Below are 17,007 nucleotides of genomic sequence, written 5' to 3'. Positions count from 1 at the left end.
TCCGGGTGTGAGTAGTTGAGGTACAGGAAGTGCCGCTGAGATTGATCATGGTGGGTTACCACACCGGCTGAGGGCTCCGCAGGAGTTCGCCGAAGGTCCGCCGGGCTGGCGCTGTGGCTGGCTACGGTCCGGCCGTGCCGGTGGAGTTTTTATCTGACGAACAGGCGGAGGCGTACGGTGCCTTCGCCGAGGTGCCCACGCGTCCGGAGCTGGAGCGCTTCTTCTTCCTGGACGACGCGGACCGGGATCTGATCGCCCTGCGCCGGTCGGACGGGCACCGGCTGGGCATGGCGGTGCAGATCGGAACGGTCCGCTACATCGGCCGGTTCCTCGGGGACGATCCGCTCGCGGTGCCGTGGGAGGTCGTGGAGTACCTGGCCGGGCAGCTCGGCATCGAGGACACCTCCTCCGTGAAGCGGTACGCCGAGCGGCGCAGGACGCCGTACGAGCACGCGCGGGAGATCCAGGAGCGGTTCCAGTACCGCGACTTCAGTGACCGGGCGTGGGGGCGGGAGTTCCGCAGCTTCCTGTACGGGCGGGCGTGGACGCATGCCGAGGGGCCGGTGGCGCTGTTCAACCACGCGGTGACGTGGCTGCGCCGGCACCGGGTGCTGCTGCCGGGTGTCTCGGTGCTGGCCCGGCAGGTGTCGGAGGCCCGTACGGCGTCCGAGCGGCGCCTGTATCAGGCGGTGGCGCGGGCCGCGCACCGCGTGGACCCGCAGCTCGCGCCGGCGCTGAGGACGCTGCTGGTGGTGCCGGACGGCAGGCGGGTCTCGGAGCTGGAGCGGCTGCGTACGCCGCCGGTGAAGTCGACGGGCACCGCGATGGTGCGGGCGCTGGAGCGGGTCGAGGAGATCTCCGCGTTCGGCCTGGGCCGGGTGAACCTGGCGTCGGTGCCGGTGAACCGGCTGAACACGCTGGCCCGGTACGGGCAGCTGAGCAAGGCGCAGACGATCGAGCGGGCGCCGGAGCCGCGGCAGACCGCCCTGCTGACGGCGGTGGTGCGCCAGCTGGAGGCGCAGGCCGTCGACGACGCGCTCGACCTGTTCGCGGTGCTGATGGCGAACCGGCTGATCAGCCCGGCCCGGCGGGCGTCGGAGAGGGACCGCCTGGCGATGCTGCCGCAGCTGGAGAAGGCGGCCCGCATCCTGGCGAAGGCGTCGAAGATCCTGACGGAGGAGCTGGACCTGGTCGCCGAGGCCGGGACGGACCTGGACGTGGGCGCGCTGTGGGCGGCGGTGGAGGAGGCCGTGCCGCGTACGGCGGTCGCCGGGGCGGTCGCGACGGTGGAGGCCCTGGTGCCGGAGGACGACGGGTCGGCCGAGGCGGCGATGCGCGAGAAGCTGGCCCTGCGCTACAACACCGTGCGCCCGTTCCTGTCCCTGCTCGGCGAGTCCGACGCGCTCGGCGCGGCCCCGGCCGGGCGGCGCCTGCTCGCCGCGGTGCGCCGTCTGCCCGCGCTGTCCCGGCGGCGGGTGAAGGACCGGCCGCTGCTGCCCCGCGAGGTGGACGCCGAGCTGGTGCCGGCGATGTGGAAGCGGGCGGTGTTCTCCAATCCGAAGCTGCCGCAGGGCGCGGTCGACCGGGACGCGTACGTGGTGTGCGTGCTGGAGCAGTTGCACCGGGCGCTGAACAACCGCAACGTGTTCGCCTCCCCGTCGAACCGGTGGGCGGACCCGCGCGCCCGGCTGCTGGACGGTGCGCGGTGGGAGGCGATGAAGGCGGACGTGCTCGCGGGCCTGAGCCTGTCCGAGGACGCCGGCGAGCATCTGGCCCAGCTCACGCGTGTGCTGGATGCCGCGTGGCGGCAGATGGCCGACCGGCTCGCGGAGGCCGGGGACGAGGCGAAGGTGGAGATCGTCGTCCCCGACGGCGGCGGCCGGGCCAAGCTGTCGGTGGACAAGCTGGGTGCGGTCGGCGAGCCGGAGTCGCTGACCTGGCTGAAGCAGACCACGGAGGCGATGCTCCCCAGGATCGACCTGCCGGACCTCTTGTTCGAGGTCCACTCCTGGACCGGCTTCCTGGACGCCTTCAAGCACGTGTCCGACCGGCCCTCCCGCATGGAGGGGCTGCTCGTCTCCCTGGTGGCGCTGCTGGTCGCCGAGAGCTGCAACATCGGCCTGACCCCGGTCATCGACTCCACCAGCACCAACAAGGCGCTGACCCGCTCGCGGCTGTCCCACGTGGACCAGAACTACCTGCGCGCGGACACCATCGCCGCGGCGAACGCCGCCCTGATCACCGCGCAGTCCCGTATCGAGCTGGCGCAGATGTGGGGCGGCGGGCTGCTCGCATCCGTCGACGGGCTGCGCTTCGTGGTCCCCGTCAAGAGCATCAACACCGCTCCCTCGCCCAAATATTACGGATACAAACGGGGCCTGACCTGGCTAAACGCCGTCAATGACCAGGTCGCCGGAATCGGCGCGATGGTCGTGCGCGGCACCCCGCGCGACAGCCTGTTCACCCTGGACACCCTGCTGAACCTGGACGGCGGGGTGCGTCCGGAGATGGTCGCGACGGACAACGCCTCGTACTCGGACATGGCCTTCGGCCTGTACAAGATGCTCGGTTTCCGCTTCGCCCCGCGCTTCCGCGACCTTCAGGACCAGCGGTTCTGGCGGGCCGACCTCCCCGAGAGCGAGATGCCGGCCGCCGGGTACGGGCCGCTGGAGGCCATCGCCCGCAACAAGGTCAACCTGAAGCGGATCGCCACGCACTGGCCGGACATGCTCCGGGTCGCCGGATCGCTGATCACCAACCAGGTCCGCGCCTACGACCTGCTGCGGATGTTCGGCCGCGAGGGCCACCCCACCCCGCTCGGCGCCGCGTTCGCCGAGTACGGCCGGATCGACAAGACCATGCACCTGCTCGCCCTGGTCGACCCGGTCGACGACACCTACCGGCGGCTGATGAACCGGCAGCTCACCGTCCAGGAGTCCCGCCACCGCCTCGCCCGCGCGATCTGCCACGGCGGCCGGGGCCAGATCCGCCAGGCGTACCGCGACGGCCAGGAGGACCAGCTCGCCGCGCTCGGCCTGGTCCTCAACGCCGTGGTGCTGTGGAACACCCGTTACCTGGACGCCGTCGTCGCCCAACTCCGGGCGGAAGGCCACGAGATCAGGGACGAGGACATCGCCCGCCTGTCCCCGCTCAAGAACCGGCACATCAACTTCCTGGGCCGCTACCTGTTCAACATCAAGGCCAGCGGCCCCGGCCAGGGCCTGCGCCCCCTGCGGGACCCGGACGCGGTGGAGGACGACGAGGACGAGGAGTGACCGGCGCATCCGCAGTCTGGGAACCCCGTCGGCCGGGGAGGCGGTCACCGATTCCGGCACCCCGCTGAGACAGCCGGTCACTCGCCACCTGAAGCAGTGTCAACGGATGCCCATATGCCGCGTACGTTGAGTTCAGCACCTCAACGACCTGAAGAAGAATGAGTCAACTGTGACTGAAGACGAAGCACGGAAGCGACAGATCCACTACCCCCCGGTTCCGAACGGGATTGACTACCTCCGCGACGTCATTGACCGACTCGCCCGTTCGAGCGGCGAGCCGAGTGAGCGTGACCTCAAGTACGCAGTCCTTCACCTCCAGGCAGCCGCCGAAGTGCTCCTCAAGGCTCGTCTACGCGAAGAGCACTGGAGTCTGGTCATCTCCAAGGCTGAGAAGACAAATCTTAAGAAGTTCGAGAAGGGCGAGTTCGAGAGCACCACCAACACCGAAACCGTCCGCCGCCTTGTCGAAGTCGTCGGTCTCGACATCAGTGTCGACGACAAGAAGACTCTGCTCGACCTGGCAACCACTCGGAACCAGCTCCAGCACTGGGGCATCACCGAGGAGGCCAACGCTGTACTCACACGTGCTGCCGACGTGCTCGACTTCCTGATCCGCTTCCTGGACCAGCACCTCCTGCCTCACCTCGACGCCGATGATGAGGAGGCCGTCGCGGACGACCTGGAGGAGATTCGGACTGGATTGGTGCGCATTGAGAGCTACGTCGCCAGCCGCATGGAGCGACTCAAGGAGAGCGACCTCAAAGGACACGAGGGGCGCACAGTCCACTGTCCTGACTGCCAGCAGTTGGCCTTGATCGTTGACGGAGTTACGAACAGCTGTCGGTTCTGCCCCCGGGACTGGACGGACCCGCTAGAACTCGCCAGCGCGTACGACAACGCCTTCGGTTACTCCCCGGCCCCCGGAGACCCCTACGAGGAAACCCTCGTCGACTGCCCGGACTGCGAGACGCCGACGCTCGTCCTGGAAGCTGAGACTGTCGCAAGTGATGGCTCGCGCATTCCCCTTTGCTTCAACTGTGCGGAGGTGCAGAACGACCTATGGGAATGCATGCGGTGCGGACGGCTGTACAACCCTACCGACGAGGAAGCCGTCTGCTCCGACTGTTTTGCCGACCTTGGGTGAGCTTGGGCGGGCATGTTTCATAGGTGATCATGCCCTGCCTCATTCGATCTTGCCGTCGAGCCCTCCGAGCCGCCTGAGCACTGATCGATCCTTCAAGAAACGTTCGTTTTCTGAAGATCACCGTGAGGGGGTCCGGACACCCCCTCACGGCCTTCAAAAACCCCTTCAAAAACCTGGGTCATTCAAGAACTCCGGACTACCGTTTTCTGACATGATCCGGGGTCATGAATGACCTCCCGGCCCCGTCCGGCCATCCCGAACTCCTTGTCGCCGAGCCGCTGGTACGAACCGAGATCAAGATCGGGTACGCCCGGGTGTCGACCGGCGGGCAGAAGCTCGAACGGCAGATCGACGCCCTCACCGCCGCCGGGTGCCGCAAGATCTTCTCCGACAGGAAGTCCGGCAAGACCGACCTGCGCCCGGAGCTGAAGGCGTGCCACGCATTCCTCGACGCCGGCGACACCCTCGTAGTCCCCTCGCTCGACCGCTACGGCCGCAGCCTCCAGGACCTCATCAACATGGTCGCCGAACTCCGCACCCGCGAGATCGGGTTCACCTCGCTGCACGAGAGCCTCGACACCACCACCCCCGGCGGCCGTCTCGTCTTCCATGTCTTCGCCGCCCTCGCCGAGTTCATCCGCGAACTCATCGTCCAGGGCACCCGCGAGGGCCTGGCCGCCGCCCGCGCCCGCGGCCGGGTCGGCGGACGTCCCACCGTCGCCACCGAGGAAGTCATCAAGGCCGCCCGCGACCTGCTGCCTGACCCCGGCCGCTCGATCACCTCGATCGCCAAGCTCCTCGGCGTCTCCCCGGGCACCCTCTACAACCACATCCCCGACCTGCGCGAACTACGCGCCGTCCCCCGCCAGCTCGACGCCACGGAGCGGTGACCTGTGCCGATCCGACCGGAGAACCGCGACCGGTACCCCGCCGACTGGAAAGCGATCAGCCTCCGTATCCGCACGGTCCGTGCCGCCGGCCGGTGCGAGTGCGAGGGTGAATGCGGACGCGGCACGCACACCGGCCGCTGCCCCAACCTCAACGGACAGCCCGCATACGGCACCGGTTCCAAGGTCGTCCTGACCGTCGCGCACCTCGACCACACGCCGGAGAACTGCGACCCGGCCAACCTCAAGGCCATGTGCCAGGGCTGCCACCTGCACTACGACCAGGACCACCACGCCCGTACCCGGGCCGAAGCCCGCCGTACCGCGCTCGAAACCGGGGGTCCGGTAGGAACGGACCAGAGAACCGGTGTTGCTGTCAGAAGTCTTGACAGCGTGTGATCTCAGGTGTCGGCCCGAGTGCGTTGACGCGGTTCTCGTACTCGCGGCGGGCCTTGCGCTGCGCAGGGATCGCGCCGACGCCGTCGAGGACCTGGCAGCGGTCGAGGAGCTGGCGGTGGACTGCGGGCACGGCGGCGACGCGGAGGGTGTAGCCAGTCCCGCGTCGTACGGCCTGGCCGTGGTCGAGTGCGGCCTGCTCGGCGTCGTCCAGGTCGGCGTCGCGGAGGAAGTCGGCGACCTTCCCCGGCATGTCGAGGACGATCGACAGCTCCGGGGCCGGGGCGACTTCGTCGGTGACGTGCTCGGGCAGGAGGTCGGCGACGGCGGTACGGACGGCGCCACGGCTGACGCCGTGCGCGCGGGCCAGGGCGGCGATGGACTGGCCCTCCAGGTAGGCGGCGCGTACGTCGCCGATCGTCTCGCCCGCGAGGGCGGGGCGGCGTCCGCCCTTGTTTCCCTTCGCCTCGGCGGCCCGCAGTCCGTCGTACGTCAGCTCTCGTTGGAGGTCGCGCTGGAGTTCGCCGGCGGCGGCGAGGGTCTGCACCATGAACTTCACGGTGGACAGCAGCTCTCCGGTGCGCGGGTGCCGGGCGGTGAGGTCCATGCCGGAGAACGCGCCGTCGTGGATGCGCAGTGCTACCTGGTCGCGGTGCAGGACGTCGAGCACGTCGAGGATGTGCCCGGTGCCGCGCACGAGGCGGAACATCTCGGAGATGTGCACGGTGTCGCCCGGCCGCGCGTAGGTGAGCAGCTCGCCGAACTTCGGGCGCTCAAGTGGGTGGAGGCGGCTGGAGGTGCCCGGGTCTTCCTCGAAGACGACCGGGTCCTTGATCCCGGCCTCGGCCAGGACGAGGTTCTGGCGGTCGGTCGACTGCTGGTCGGTCGACACCCGCTTGTAGACGAGATTGGCCACGCTGTCCCTCGCTTCTGCCGCCTCATCGGACCTCGGGTGTCATCTAACCCTGTCGTCAACCGGCATCGGATCTCATTGGATCTGAGCCGTCGTCAGGCCCCGGAAAGTCCGGGTTCATTGGACGTCCGCCGCGCCTGTCGTCATTCGTTGGTTTGCCGACAGGTGAGAGCTGACCCGCGAGCCACCTGGGGAAGTCGGGGATCGGGGAGCTGCGGTGATGACGCACGAGCGTCCGTCGGCTGCACGGGCTGGGCCATGGGGCAGGCACTGCTGCAGAGCCTGGGTTCTCGCATATCGGTCCCGGGCCCGCGTCCATCGGAGATTCCGCGGCCCGGTGATGCACGAGCGGTTCTTGCGAGGGCGGTCGCGGGGTCGGCGGCGGGGTAGCAGGCTGCGTCCGATCCCGGCGGGCCCGAGGCGCCGGTCCCGTCTGCGGGGGGAGAGGGGAAGCCGCCCGGCGGGATCACCGTGTGGCGGACGACGTGCGGGGCCGGGGTGAACGGGGTCCGCCTCGTCCGGATCGTGTGTCAGCCGTCTGCTGGGCGGGTGTCTGCCGTCGGCCGTAGGTGATAGGTCTTCCAGCGGATGGGGACCTGCGCCCCGTGACCGCCGTCCACCTTGATGTGAGCTCCCGTCACGTAGTCGGCGAGGTCGGAGGCCAGCCAGAGGATGGCCCCGGCCACGTCGGAGGGCAGGCCCCAGCGGCCCAGTGGTACGTCGTGTTCGATGCCGGAGCGCAGTTGGGGGTCTGCCGTCAGCCGGCGGTTGATGTCGGTGTCGATCCAGCCGGGGCTGACGACGTTGACCCGTACGCCGTGCTCGGCCCACTCCTGGGCGAGGGCGAGGCTGAGGGCCACGACACCGGCTTTCGCGGCGCTGTAGGCGGACATCGCGGGCCAGGGGCGGTGGGCGGTGATGCTGGCGATGTTGATGACGGTGCCCCGGCGGCGGCGGACCATGTCGGTGCCGATGAGCTGGCACAGTCGGGCCACGGCGGTGAGGTTGAGGTCGAGGACGCGGCTCCAGCCCTCGGGACGGGTGTCGAGGAACGGCGCGTTGAAGATGGGGTGCCCGGCGTTGTTGACGAGCACGTCGAGCGCGGCGAACTCGGACCTCAGGGTGGTGATCGCGGTCTCGACGGCCGCCGGGTCGGTGACGTCGCAGGGCAGCACGAGGGCGCGTCGGCCGAGGTCCCGGATGCCCTGCGCGGTGTCTTCCAGGCGTTCCTCGCGCCGGGCGAGTACCGCGACGTCGGCTCCGGCCGCCGCGAGGGCGAGCGCGGTTGCGGCACCGATGCCGCTGGAGGCACCGGTGACCAGGGCGGTGCGGCCGGACAGGGAGAGTGCGCCGGGGGTGGATGCCTGCATGGCAGGGCTCCTGTCTTCCGGTTCGGCAACGGCTCGTCGTAGCCGCCGCTGCCTTGACCAGGGGGTCCGCGCCGGCCAGAGGCCCGCGGCGGCTTTCACCACCGCGACGTGGGCCAGTCATCGCCACGGCCTTCTTCGCGGATTGCTGGATGTCGTCGCAGAGTTCGGGATCACGGGGAAGGCCGCCCGCATGCCCTGTGATCACTCGGACGAGTGACCGCACGACAACTGTCGATCAAGGACGACGTCAAGGATCAAGCCCAGAACCGCCGAAGCGTGTGAGGACCCGGTCCGCCGAGCCCGCCAGTCACCGGTCCTGGGTTCGTCCCGGGACCGGGGACATCCCGTGCGCCCAGCCGACGTCTTTCGCCGGCCGGCCGCTCCCTCAGCTGGTGAAGATGACCTTGAGGGGCCAGGACGCCGATGCGCTGGTCCCCCCGGGGGCGGTCTGCTCCAGCATGCTGATCTCTTTACTCGCCTTGTGGTAGGACGCCAGCAATTCATCGACATCTTTCCTGTTGTCCTTGATGAGCTTGATGCACTCGGCGTCCTCGACCTCCGCGATTTCCTTCTCGACGTCCTTCTCGACGTCCTTCTCGACGTCCTTCTCGACGTCCTTCTCGACGTCCTCCTCGACGTCCTCCTCGACGTATGGATTGGAGGAGCCCTCCCCCAGGGGCTCGAATTCCGCGGCGTCCTTGAAGCAAGAGAGTGTGTCGGGATCGTCGTTCAAATGGTTGATGAACACCTGAATCCCAAGCCTCTCTAGCCGCCTCTGCTTCTTCAGGTCCTTCAGTCGCTTTTGCTTCTCCTCCCATGAGAGGCCCTGTTTGGCGGTGACGACGACGTGGTGGCTGACCCAGCGTGTCCCCTTCTCGATCACCACGCCGGGAGCCAGGTGGGCACATGGGTTGCCGTACGCCCCGCTCCCGCTGAAGGCCGCCTGTTCCGCCGCGGTGGAGTGCTTACCGGGATGGACCTCATCCGCCTGGCACACGTGCGAGACCTCGCGGGCACCGTGTGTGGTGATGTTGCAGGTATGAATCTTGACCGGCCCGAAGTCGCCCCGCTCATCGGGGACAGCTGTCACTCCGTCTTCCTCCAACGCCGTGGGGACGTGGAATCTGACCGTCTTGTACGTCGGGTCCTCACCGGGAGCCACGGGGCGGAAGCCGTGGCCCTTGACCTCGACATCGAAGCATGTGCGTTGCTTCGCCGTGACGGTGATCCCGCCTTGGGGTGAGAGCTTCTCCAGCGTGGGCTGCGGTGCAGATGTCTTCGAGGGCGACGCGTGGGCCGGCATCGCCAGGGCGGAGGCGAGGGCGACGAGCGAGGCCAGGCGGACAGTCGTGCGTCGTGAGCGGACGGCCACGGACTGGCTCCTTTCATGTGGAGGCAACGAGAAGATGTCCCTTTGTGTGCCCGTCCGCGTTACGGGCCCGCGTTGCCGGGTCTTCGAACCTGAGGGAGGTGCCGCTCATCGGCAGCATCCCCGCGCACCTCGGCGGAGCGTCGGACACTCTGGCCGGGCGGCCCGCGGCAAGGCCACCGGCGGATGCGTGCCGACAAGTGCTCCCTGACTTCGAAGGCCCGCATCACCTCTTCTGGGCGAGGCAGGAGGGCCGGCGGCGGCCGTGTCAGGCGCGCTCGACGGTGAAGTCGACGCTCTTGCCCCCCTCGTCCGCGACGTCCACCGAGCCGATCATCTTCGTCACCCGGGTGCCGCCGCCCCCGCACACGACGTCCGTGACGTACGCCTTGCCCGCGTACACCGGGAAGTCGATGAGGCCCTTGCCGGCGGCGTTGGCCCGCAGCGTGAAGGCGCCTACCGCACGACGGCCGACCGTGCTGTTCGGGGCGGTGATCGAAGACTCCATCACCACGCTGCCCGCACCCAGCGGAGTCACGGTGAAGACCCTGCTGTCAGCGGCCACTTCGACCGTGCCGGTGAACGCCGTGTCTACGGCGTCCCCGCCGACGTAGTCGGAGACCTGGCTGCCGCAGCCGTAGACGGGCTCGGCGTGGGCCGCCGGAGCGGTCATGGCCCCCAGGCCGGCGGCCAGGGAGAGAGCGAGAGCGGTAGCGGTGACAGCAGGACGCAAAGGTGTGCGCATGGGGGGTCCCATCACTTCGGGCCGCTCGAACGCGGCCGGCACGGACTCTTCTCGCAGCGCTTGTCCGGGCTAGGGCCCGGACACCACGTGCGCCACACGAGGAATTCAAGACGATCCGAACATGTGAACATCACATGACACATTGGGCGAACGGGTGAACCTGGCCTGCCGACGTCCGGCTACGCGCCCGCCCTCCTGCGGCACCTGCCCCGCCCGGCGAGGACGGTGCCCCGCAGGCAACACGCCCCGCACGGCAGATACGGCAGCTTCGCGCCTTTCAGTCCGGACGTTCCTCCTGGCCGTCCCCCAAGGGACCTCCCGTCCGGCCATACGGGCCAGAGTTGACCCCGGTGTCCACGGCCAGCTGTCCGCCTACCAGATGCGGTGATGATCCGGACCGGAATGGAAGATCGCCGAACAAGCGGTCGGAGAGGCTGGGAACGTCGCGCGCGAGCCACGTTAACGATCAAGGAGCGCGCGGTGCCCACCAACTTTCTCAGCGAGGACCAACGACGGCGCTTCGGCCGGTTCGCGGAAGAACCGGACGAGGGACAGCTCGCCGGTTCCTTCCTGCTCGACCAGACCGCCCGGCGCCGGGCGATGGCCGCCAAGGGCGCGCGGAACCGGATCGGCTGGGCGGTCCAGCTCGGGACTGTCCGGTATCTGGGGACGTTCCTGGACAACCCCGAGCAGGTGCCCGCCGTCGTCGTCGACCACGTCGCCGAGCAGCTGGGACTGGACCCCGCCGAGTTCGCCGGCTACGGCACCAAAGAGCACCGCTGGGACCACCAGGAGCAGATACGCGAGGGCTACGGGTACACGAAGTTCGAGTTCGACCAGTGGTTCGCGCTGGCCCGCTGGATGTACCAGAGAGCGTGGATCGGCTCCGAGCGCCCCACCCTGCTGTTCGACCTGGCCACCAAGCGGCTGGTCGACAAGAAGGTGGTGCTGCCCGGGGTGACCGTGCTGGAGCGGCTGGTCTCCGGCTCGCGCGAGCGCGCCGAGAAACGCCTGTGGGCGACGCTCGCCGCTGCCCCGACCGAGGAGCAGGCCGCCGGCTTGCAGGGCCTGGTCGTCGTCCCGGCGGGCAAGCGGCTCTCCGAGCTGGACCGGCTGCGGCGCTCACCCCGGGACATCACCGCGCGCGGGGTGGGCAAGGCGCTGGAACGGTACGAGGCGCTGAACGCCTTCGGCGGCACGGCGTGGGACCTGTCCGCGATCCCGCCGGGACGGCTCCAGGCCCTGGTGCGCTTCGCGCGGGCCGCCCGCGCACAGGCCGTCTCCGACCTCGCCGGGGACCGGCGCCTGGCCACTCTGGTGGCGTTCGCCGCGGTGATGCCGCAGATCGCCGCGGACGAGGCGATCGAGGTGTTCGACCTGGTGATGGGCGACCTGATCCGTTCCTCCAGCACCAAGATGACCAAGCAGCGGCTGCGGACCCTCAAGGACCTGGACGCCGCGGCGATCCTGCTGCGCCAGATGTGGATCGCGGTGTGCGGGACGGCCGCCGACCCCGAGGGCGACATCCGGGCGATGCTCGACACCATGGACGTCGGCCCGTTCCACGCCGCCGCGGACACGGTCAAGCTCCTCGCGCAGGAGCCCGACGACGGCGCCGAGCAGATGCTCGCCGCCCGCTACAACACCGTCGCCCGTTTCCTCCCCGACCTGCTCAAGACGTTCGAATTCGAGTCGAGTCCGGCCGGCGAGCCCGTGTTGGACGCGTTGGCCTTCGTCAAATCCCTCAAGGGACGGCGCCGCCCCATCCAGGCGTGGGAGGTCCCGGTGAAGTTCCTCACCTCTGCCTGGCGGCGCCTGGTCTTCCCGCCCCCGCCGATGCCCGTGGCCAGCGTCGAGAAGCGCGCCCTGATCGTCGCCTCCACCGAGGCCCTGCGCACCGCCCTGCACCGGCACGAGGTGTACGTGGAGGGCCTGCGCAAGTGGGGCAACCCCAACGCCCGGCTGCTGAACGACACCGCGTGGGAGGCGGCCCGCTCCCGCGTCTGCGAGGAACTCGACCTCGACGTGAAGCCGGACAAGATCCTGGCCGGGTGGACCGAACGTCTCGATGCGGCCCACCGCGAGTTCGCCAAGGGCCTGGCTGCCAATCCGGCGGTGCGGATCGAGCAGCAGGGCGGCCGGGACCGCATCATCCTCACCGGCCTGGACCGCCTGGACGAACCCGCCTCCCTGCACGAGCTCCACAAGGAAGTCGAGGCCCGCCTGCCCGCCGTCGACCTGCCCGAGATGGTGCTGGAGGTCGACTCCTGGGTGCCCTACCTCGGCGACTTCACCCACGTCTCCGAGGCCAACTCCCGCATGGACGACCTGGAACTGTCCGTGGCCGCAGTGCTCACCGCCGAGGCCACGAACGTCGGGGTCGAGCCGATCGTCCACGACGGCGTCGACGCGCTCAGCCGCAACCGGCTGTTCTGGGTCGAACAGAACTACCTGCGCGCCCAGACCCTCAGCCGGGCCAATGCCCGCCTCGTCGAGTACCACATGCGTCTGCCACTGGTGCAGGCGTGGGGCGGCGGTGAGCTGGCCTCCGCCGACGGCCTGCGCTTCGTCACCCCGATCCGCACCCTGAACTCCGGGCCGAACCCGAAGTACTTCGGCACCCGCCGGCGCGGAGTCACGTTCTACAACTTCCTGTCCGACCAGTTCAGCGGCCTGCACGGCATCCTGATCCCCGGCACCCAGCGCGATTCCTTCTACATCCTCGACGGCCTCCTGGAGCAGGAGACCGCCCTGCGCCCGGTCGAGATCACCTCGGACACGCACGGCTCCTCGGAAATCGTCTTCGGGTTGTTCCGGCTCCTGGGCTACCAGTTCTCCCCGCGGCTGGCCGACTCCGGCAGCGCGACCCTGTACCGGGCGGACGCGGACGCCGACTACGGGCCGCTCAACCCCCTGACCCGCGACAAGGTCAATCTCAAGCAGATCACCAGCCACTGGGACGACGTCCTGCGCGTGGCCGGCTCCCTGCACTCGGGCACCATCAAAGCCTCCGAGGTCCTGCGCGTCCTCGCCCCCGGAGGCAAGCCCACTCCCACGGGCAAGGCCATCATGGAGATCGGCCGCCTCGACCGCAGCGCCTACCTGTCCTCGTACTTCACCGACGAGCTGCTGCGGCGGCGCATCAACACCCAGCTCAACCGGCAGGAGTCCCGCCACAACCTTGCCCGGAAGATCTTCCACGGCCAGAAGGGCGAACTCAGGCAGTCCTACCGGGAGGGTCAGGAAGACCAGCTCGGGGCGCTGGGACTGATGCTCAACATCGTCATCCTGTGGAACACGGTTTACATGCAGAAGATCATCGCGGAGATGCGCGCCGAGGGCATCCACGTACGCGACGAGGACATCGCCCGCCTGTCCCCGCTGAAGTTCGCCCACATCAACTTCCACGGCCGCTACAGCTTCGCCCTACCCGCCGAAGTCCAAGGCGGCCAGCTCCGCTCTACCCGCAAGCCCGAGGGCGCCAGCACCACCCTCTAGGAAGGCCCGGCCGGCTCATCCGACGCCTGGGCGAGCCGGTAGCGGACCTTCTCATGCGACAAGCCCACCTGAGCGCCGATCTGCCGCAGCCCCCAGCCCTCCGCCTTCGCCACGGCCATCCCACTGTCCAGAGCCGCGTCCGTCACCTCGCCCAGCGCCTGCCGCAGCTGGACGACCAGTCGCAACCGGATCGCGGGCGCCAGATCTTCCAGACCGGCGCAGAACCGCGCCACGTCCGCTTTCAGGAAACCGATCGTCGGGTCATCGCTCACCCGCACACCCTGGCGGCCCGGATCAGCGGCTGTCAAAACTTCTGACAGCAACACCGGTTTCCTGGTCCGTTCCTACCCGGACCCCAAACCGGCGGGCAACTGACGTTCGAGCCGTAGGCGACCGCAGCAAGATCAATCTCAGCGGCACTTCCTGTACCTCAACTACTCACACCCGGACTCGTCCCTGGGGCTCGGTCGAGGCCAACTCCGCGAGGCGTTCGGCGACTTCGGTGACCTCGATGGGCTGGTCGCTTACCCCGGCGGGGAGCGGTAGTAGGGGGGCCTTGGCGAGCGTGCCCAACAACTGGGCCACGAGGTCGTGGAACTGGGTCGCCCGCAGGATCGTCCAGCCCATGCCCGACTCCTCCACCAGGCGTTCGACGGCGAGTTTGGCCCGGTAGTAGCCGAGCGGCACCCGGTCGACCCCCACGATCGAGATGAACACGAGATGGCTCACCCCGGCCTCGCGCGCGGCCCCGATGAGGTTGCGGGCGGCCTTCTCGTCACCCCCGCGGGGCGAAGTCGCGCAGTGGACGACCGTGTCGACGCCCGCCAGCGCTGTACGCAGAGCAGGGCCGCCGGCGGTCAGGTCGACGGCGTGGTCCGGCCCGCGACGGCTCAGTGCCCGGACCTCGTGGCCCCCTGCCCGGAGCCGTTCGACGACGGGCCGCCCCAGGGTTCCCGTCCCGCCGGTCACCAGAATCGTGGACATGGTTCAACTCCTTCGAGAGGGCGATCCATACCCAGCGTGCCGGACCGCTTCCTGTGAGCCACCCCACATACTTCACCCGTATGGACGACCGTCCGCCGTGGCACACTGACCGTGTACCTAAAGCAGCGCACTCCGGGGTCGGTGAAAGTCCGAACCGGCGGTTACAGTCCGCGACCCGATCGCTTCCAGTGATCGGTTGACCAGGTGGAATTCCTGGACCGACGGTTAAAGTCCGGATGGGAGGCAGTGCGCGGCGGGTTCACGCACCTCTGGTGCGCCGCCGTACGTGCGCTCGTCCGAGGACGAGTGCGTACGTGTGTCCGGCGTCCCCCTGTGTGCTTGTGCCCGTGTTCTCTGTCGTCTCTCGACAGGCCCCGGAGTCCGTGCCCGATCGTGGCAGGAGGACCCGGGAAGTGTTCACCGGAATCGTTGAAGAACTGGGTGAGGTCACCGCCGTCGAGACCCTCGGCGACGCGTCCCGGTTCAGGCTGCGCGGCCCTGTCGTCACCGACGGCGCGAAGCACGGCGACTCCATCGCCGTGAACGGGGTCTGTCTCACGGTCGTCGAGCACGAGGGCGACGAGTTCACCGCCGACGTGATGGCCGAGACCCTCGACCGCTCCAGCCTCGGCGCGCTGACCGTCGGCTCCCGCGTCAACCTGGAACGCCCGATGGCACTCGGCGCGCGGCTCGGCGGGCACATCGTGCAGGGCCACGTCGACGGCACCGGCGAGGTCCTGGCCCGTACGCCGTCCGAGAACTGGGAGATCGTCAAGATCTCGCTGCCCGCCGACATCTCGCGGTACGTCGTCGAGAAGGGCTCGATCACGGTCGACGGCATCAGCCTCACGGTCGTCGAAGCGGCCCCGGCCCACTTCACCGTCAGCCTGATCCCGACGACCCTCGACCTGACCACGCTCGGGCGCAAGCAGCCCGGCGAGCCGGTCAACCTCGAAGTGGACGTCGTCGCGAAGTACGTCGAGCGCCTGATGGGCGACCGGGTCCCGGGAGCGGCGGAGTGAACTGGCTGAACTCCGAGGCGTTCGTCCTGTTCGACCAGCACATCATCTGGTCGGACATGATCGGCAACATCCTCGGCCTCATCACCCTCGCGCTCGGCTGGCGCCGCTCGCTGGCGACCTGGTCGGTGCAGTTCCTCTCCGGGCTCGTCCTGTTCATCGCCTTCTACGGGCACCTCGCGGGCAGCGCGGGCAAGCAGGTCATCGTCATGGTGGTCGCGCTGTACGGCTGGTGGCAGTGGCGCCGCGACCGCACGCGCAGCGGGATCGTCCCCCGGTTCGCCACGTGGCAGGAGCGCGGCGTGATGATCGCCGCGGGCGCGGCGGGCACGGTCGCCGTCGCCCTCCTCTTCAAGGCGTACCCCAGCCTCTCCTGGGACCCCTGGCCGGACGCGTACATCTTCGTCGGCACGATCGTCGCCATGTACGCGCAGGCCAAGGCCATGGTCGAGTTCTGGATCGCCTGGCTCCTGGTCGACGCCGTCGGCGTCCCCCTCAACTTCGCCAACGGCTACGCCTTCTCCGGCTTCGTCTACGTCATCTACGGCGTCCTCGTCCTGTGGGGGATGCGCGACTGGTGGCTGCGCTCACGCCGGACCGCTCTGGAAGGAGTCCCCGCATGAGCACGGCAACCGTCCTCTACGACACCGACACCGACGACCTCACCCTCGACCCCGTCGCCCAGGCCGTCGCCGACATCGCGGCCGGCCGGCCCATCGTCGTCGTCGACGACGAGAACCGAGAGAACGAGGGCGACCTGGTCGTCGCCGCGGAGAAGATCACCCCCGAGATCGTCGCGTTCATGATGAGCGAGTGCCGGGGCCTGATCTGCGCCCCCATGGAGGGCCCCGACCTGGACCGCCTCGCCCTGCCCCAGATGGTCGCGGACAACACGGAGTCCATGACGACGGCCTTCACGGTGTCGGTCGACGCGTCCGCCGCGCACGGCGTCACCACCGGGATCTCGGCGGCGGACCGGGCGACGACGATCCGGCTGCTGGCGGAAGGATCGGGCGGGGTCCAGGGGAGTGGCCCGGTCCACGCCGACGACTTCGTCCGCCCCGGCCACGTCTTCCCGCTGCGCGCCCGCCCCGGTGGCGTACTCGTCCGCAACGGGCACACCGAGGCCGCCGTCGACCTCGCCCGCCTCGCGGGGCTGCGGCCGGCCGGGGCGATCGTCGAGATCGCCGGGGAGGACGGCCGGATGCTGCGGCTGCCCGAGCTGATCCCGTTCGCCCGCAAGCACGGCCTGACGATCATCTCCATCGAGGACCTGGTCGAGTACCGCAGGCAGCGGGAACTCGCCGAGCGCGCCGACCTCACGAGCGTCGGCTCCGGCGAACTGGCCGTGGCCACCCCCGCCCCGGAGACGACCCCCCTCGTCCACCGCTGTCCCTTATACACATC

At 69.1% G+C, this 17,007-nt stretch carries 13 protein-coding genes, 1 pseudogene and 1 riboswitch; of the genes and pseudogenes, 8 read left to right on the top strand and 6 right to left on the bottom strand.

The window, feature by feature from the left end; genetic code table 11:
• The first annotated feature begins 134 nt into the window (after positions 1-134).
• The 4 genes from AOK24_RS29665 (at position 135) to AOK24_RS29650 (ending at position 5,705) form a co-directional block, all read left to right on the top strand.
• Positions 135-3,275: a Tn3 family transposase gene (locus tag AOK24_RS29665; protein WP_055723118.1), complete on the top strand. Its 3,141-nt coding sequence runs from the start codon at positions 135-137 to the stop codon at positions 3,273-3,275.
• A gap of 169 nt (positions 3,276-3,444) precedes the next feature.
• Positions 3,445-4,419, top strand: coding sequence for a hypothetical protein (locus AOK24_RS29660; RefSeq protein WP_055723116.1), 975 nt, complete (start codon positions 3,445-3,447; stop codon positions 4,417-4,419).
• 224 nt (positions 4,420-4,643) lie between these two features.
• Positions 4,644-5,309: a recombinase family protein gene (locus AOK24_RS29655; protein WP_055723115.1), complete on the top strand. Its 666-nt coding sequence runs from the start codon at positions 4,644-4,646 to the stop codon at positions 5,307-5,309.
• 3 nt (positions 5,310-5,312) lie between these two features.
• Positions 5,313-5,705 (top strand): hypothetical protein, encoded by a 393-nt coding sequence (locus AOK24_RS29650; protein ID WP_055723114.1) that lies wholly within the window; start codon positions 5,313-5,315, stop codon positions 5,703-5,705.
• Here the strand turns inward: AOK24_RS29650 and AOK24_RS29645 are convergent.
• From AOK24_RS29645 to AOK24_RS29630, 4 genes are all read right to left on the bottom strand, one after another.
• A complete protein-coding gene (locus tag AOK24_RS29645) occupies positions 5,683-6,618 on the bottom strand; it encodes a recombinase family protein (protein WP_055723113.1) in 936 nt (311 codons plus the stop codon). The two genes, AOK24_RS29650 and AOK24_RS29645, sit on opposite strands and share 23 nt — an antisense overlap.
• A gap of 527 nt (positions 6,619-7,145) precedes the next feature.
• On the bottom strand, positions 7,146-7,985 hold the full coding sequence (locus AOK24_RS29640) for an SDR family NAD(P)-dependent oxidoreductase (RefSeq protein WP_055723112.1): 840 nt from the start codon (positions 7,983-7,985) through the stop codon (positions 7,146-7,148).
• Positions 7,986-8,370: 385 nt separating this feature from the next.
• Positions 8,371-9,357, bottom strand: coding sequence for a hypothetical protein (locus AOK24_RS48760; RefSeq protein WP_055723111.1), 987 nt, complete (start codon positions 9,355-9,357; stop codon positions 8,371-8,373).
• A gap of 265 nt (positions 9,358-9,622) precedes the next feature.
• The gene (locus AOK24_RS29630; RefSeq protein WP_055723110.1) at positions 9,623-10,027 is read right to left on the bottom strand and encodes a hypothetical protein; all 405 of its coding nucleotides are present in this window, start codon (positions 10,025-10,027) and stop codon (positions 9,623-9,625) included.
• 552 nt (positions 10,028-10,579) lie between these two features.
• Here AOK24_RS29630 and AOK24_RS29625 point away from each other — a divergent pair.
• Positions 10,580-13,597, top strand: coding sequence for a Tn3 family transposase (locus tag AOK24_RS29625; protein ID WP_055723109.1), 3,018 nt, complete (start codon positions 10,580-10,582; stop codon positions 13,595-13,597).
• Here AOK24_RS29625 and AOK24_RS29620 read toward each other — a convergent pair.
• Together AOK24_RS29620 and AOK24_RS29615 are read right to left on the bottom strand one after the other, a co-directional pair.
• The gene (locus AOK24_RS29620; protein WP_079057056.1) at positions 13,594-13,869 is read right to left on the bottom strand and encodes a hypothetical protein; all 276 of its coding nucleotides are present in this window, start codon (positions 13,867-13,869) and stop codon (positions 13,594-13,596) included. The two genes, AOK24_RS29625 and AOK24_RS29620, sit on opposite strands and share 4 nt — an antisense overlap.
• Before the next feature lie 175 nt (positions 13,870-14,044).
• Positions 14,045-14,581: pseudogene (locus AOK24_RS29615) on the bottom strand (SDR family oxidoreductase); the annotation flags it as partial.
• A gap of 123 nt (positions 14,582-14,704) precedes the next feature.
• A riboswitch (FMN riboswitch) is annotated at positions 14,705-14,835 on the top strand.
• A gap of 159 nt (positions 14,836-14,994) precedes the next feature.
• On the opposite strand from AOK24_RS29615, the gene AOK24_RS29610 reads away from it, so the two are divergent.
• The 3 genes from AOK24_RS29610 to ribB form a co-directional block, all read left to right on the top strand.
• Complete coding sequence (locus AOK24_RS29610) at positions 14,995-15,603, top strand: riboflavin synthase (protein ID WP_055723108.1); 609 nt, start codon at positions 14,995-14,997, stop codon at positions 15,601-15,603.
• A complete protein-coding gene (locus tag AOK24_RS29605; protein ID WP_055723107.1) occupies positions 15,600-16,223 on the top strand; it encodes a nicotinamide mononucleotide transporter family protein in 624 nt (207 codons plus the stop codon). The genes AOK24_RS29610 and AOK24_RS29605 overlap by 4 nt, the downstream gene beginning before the upstream one ends.
• Positions 16,220-17,007: 3,4-dihydroxy-2-butanone-4-phosphate synthase (gene ribB / locus AOK24_RS29600; protein ID WP_240554195.1), on the top strand; the 788-nt coding region annotated here is incomplete at its 3' end. The genes AOK24_RS29605 and ribB, both read left to right, overlap by 4 nt.

The organism is Streptomyces niveiscabiei (genome assembly GCF_001419795.1).
Lineage (GTDB): Bacteria > Actinomycetota > Actinomycetes > Streptomycetales > Streptomycetaceae > Streptomyces > Streptomyces niveiscabiei.
This window is presented reverse-complemented; position numbering and strand designations above follow the sequence as displayed.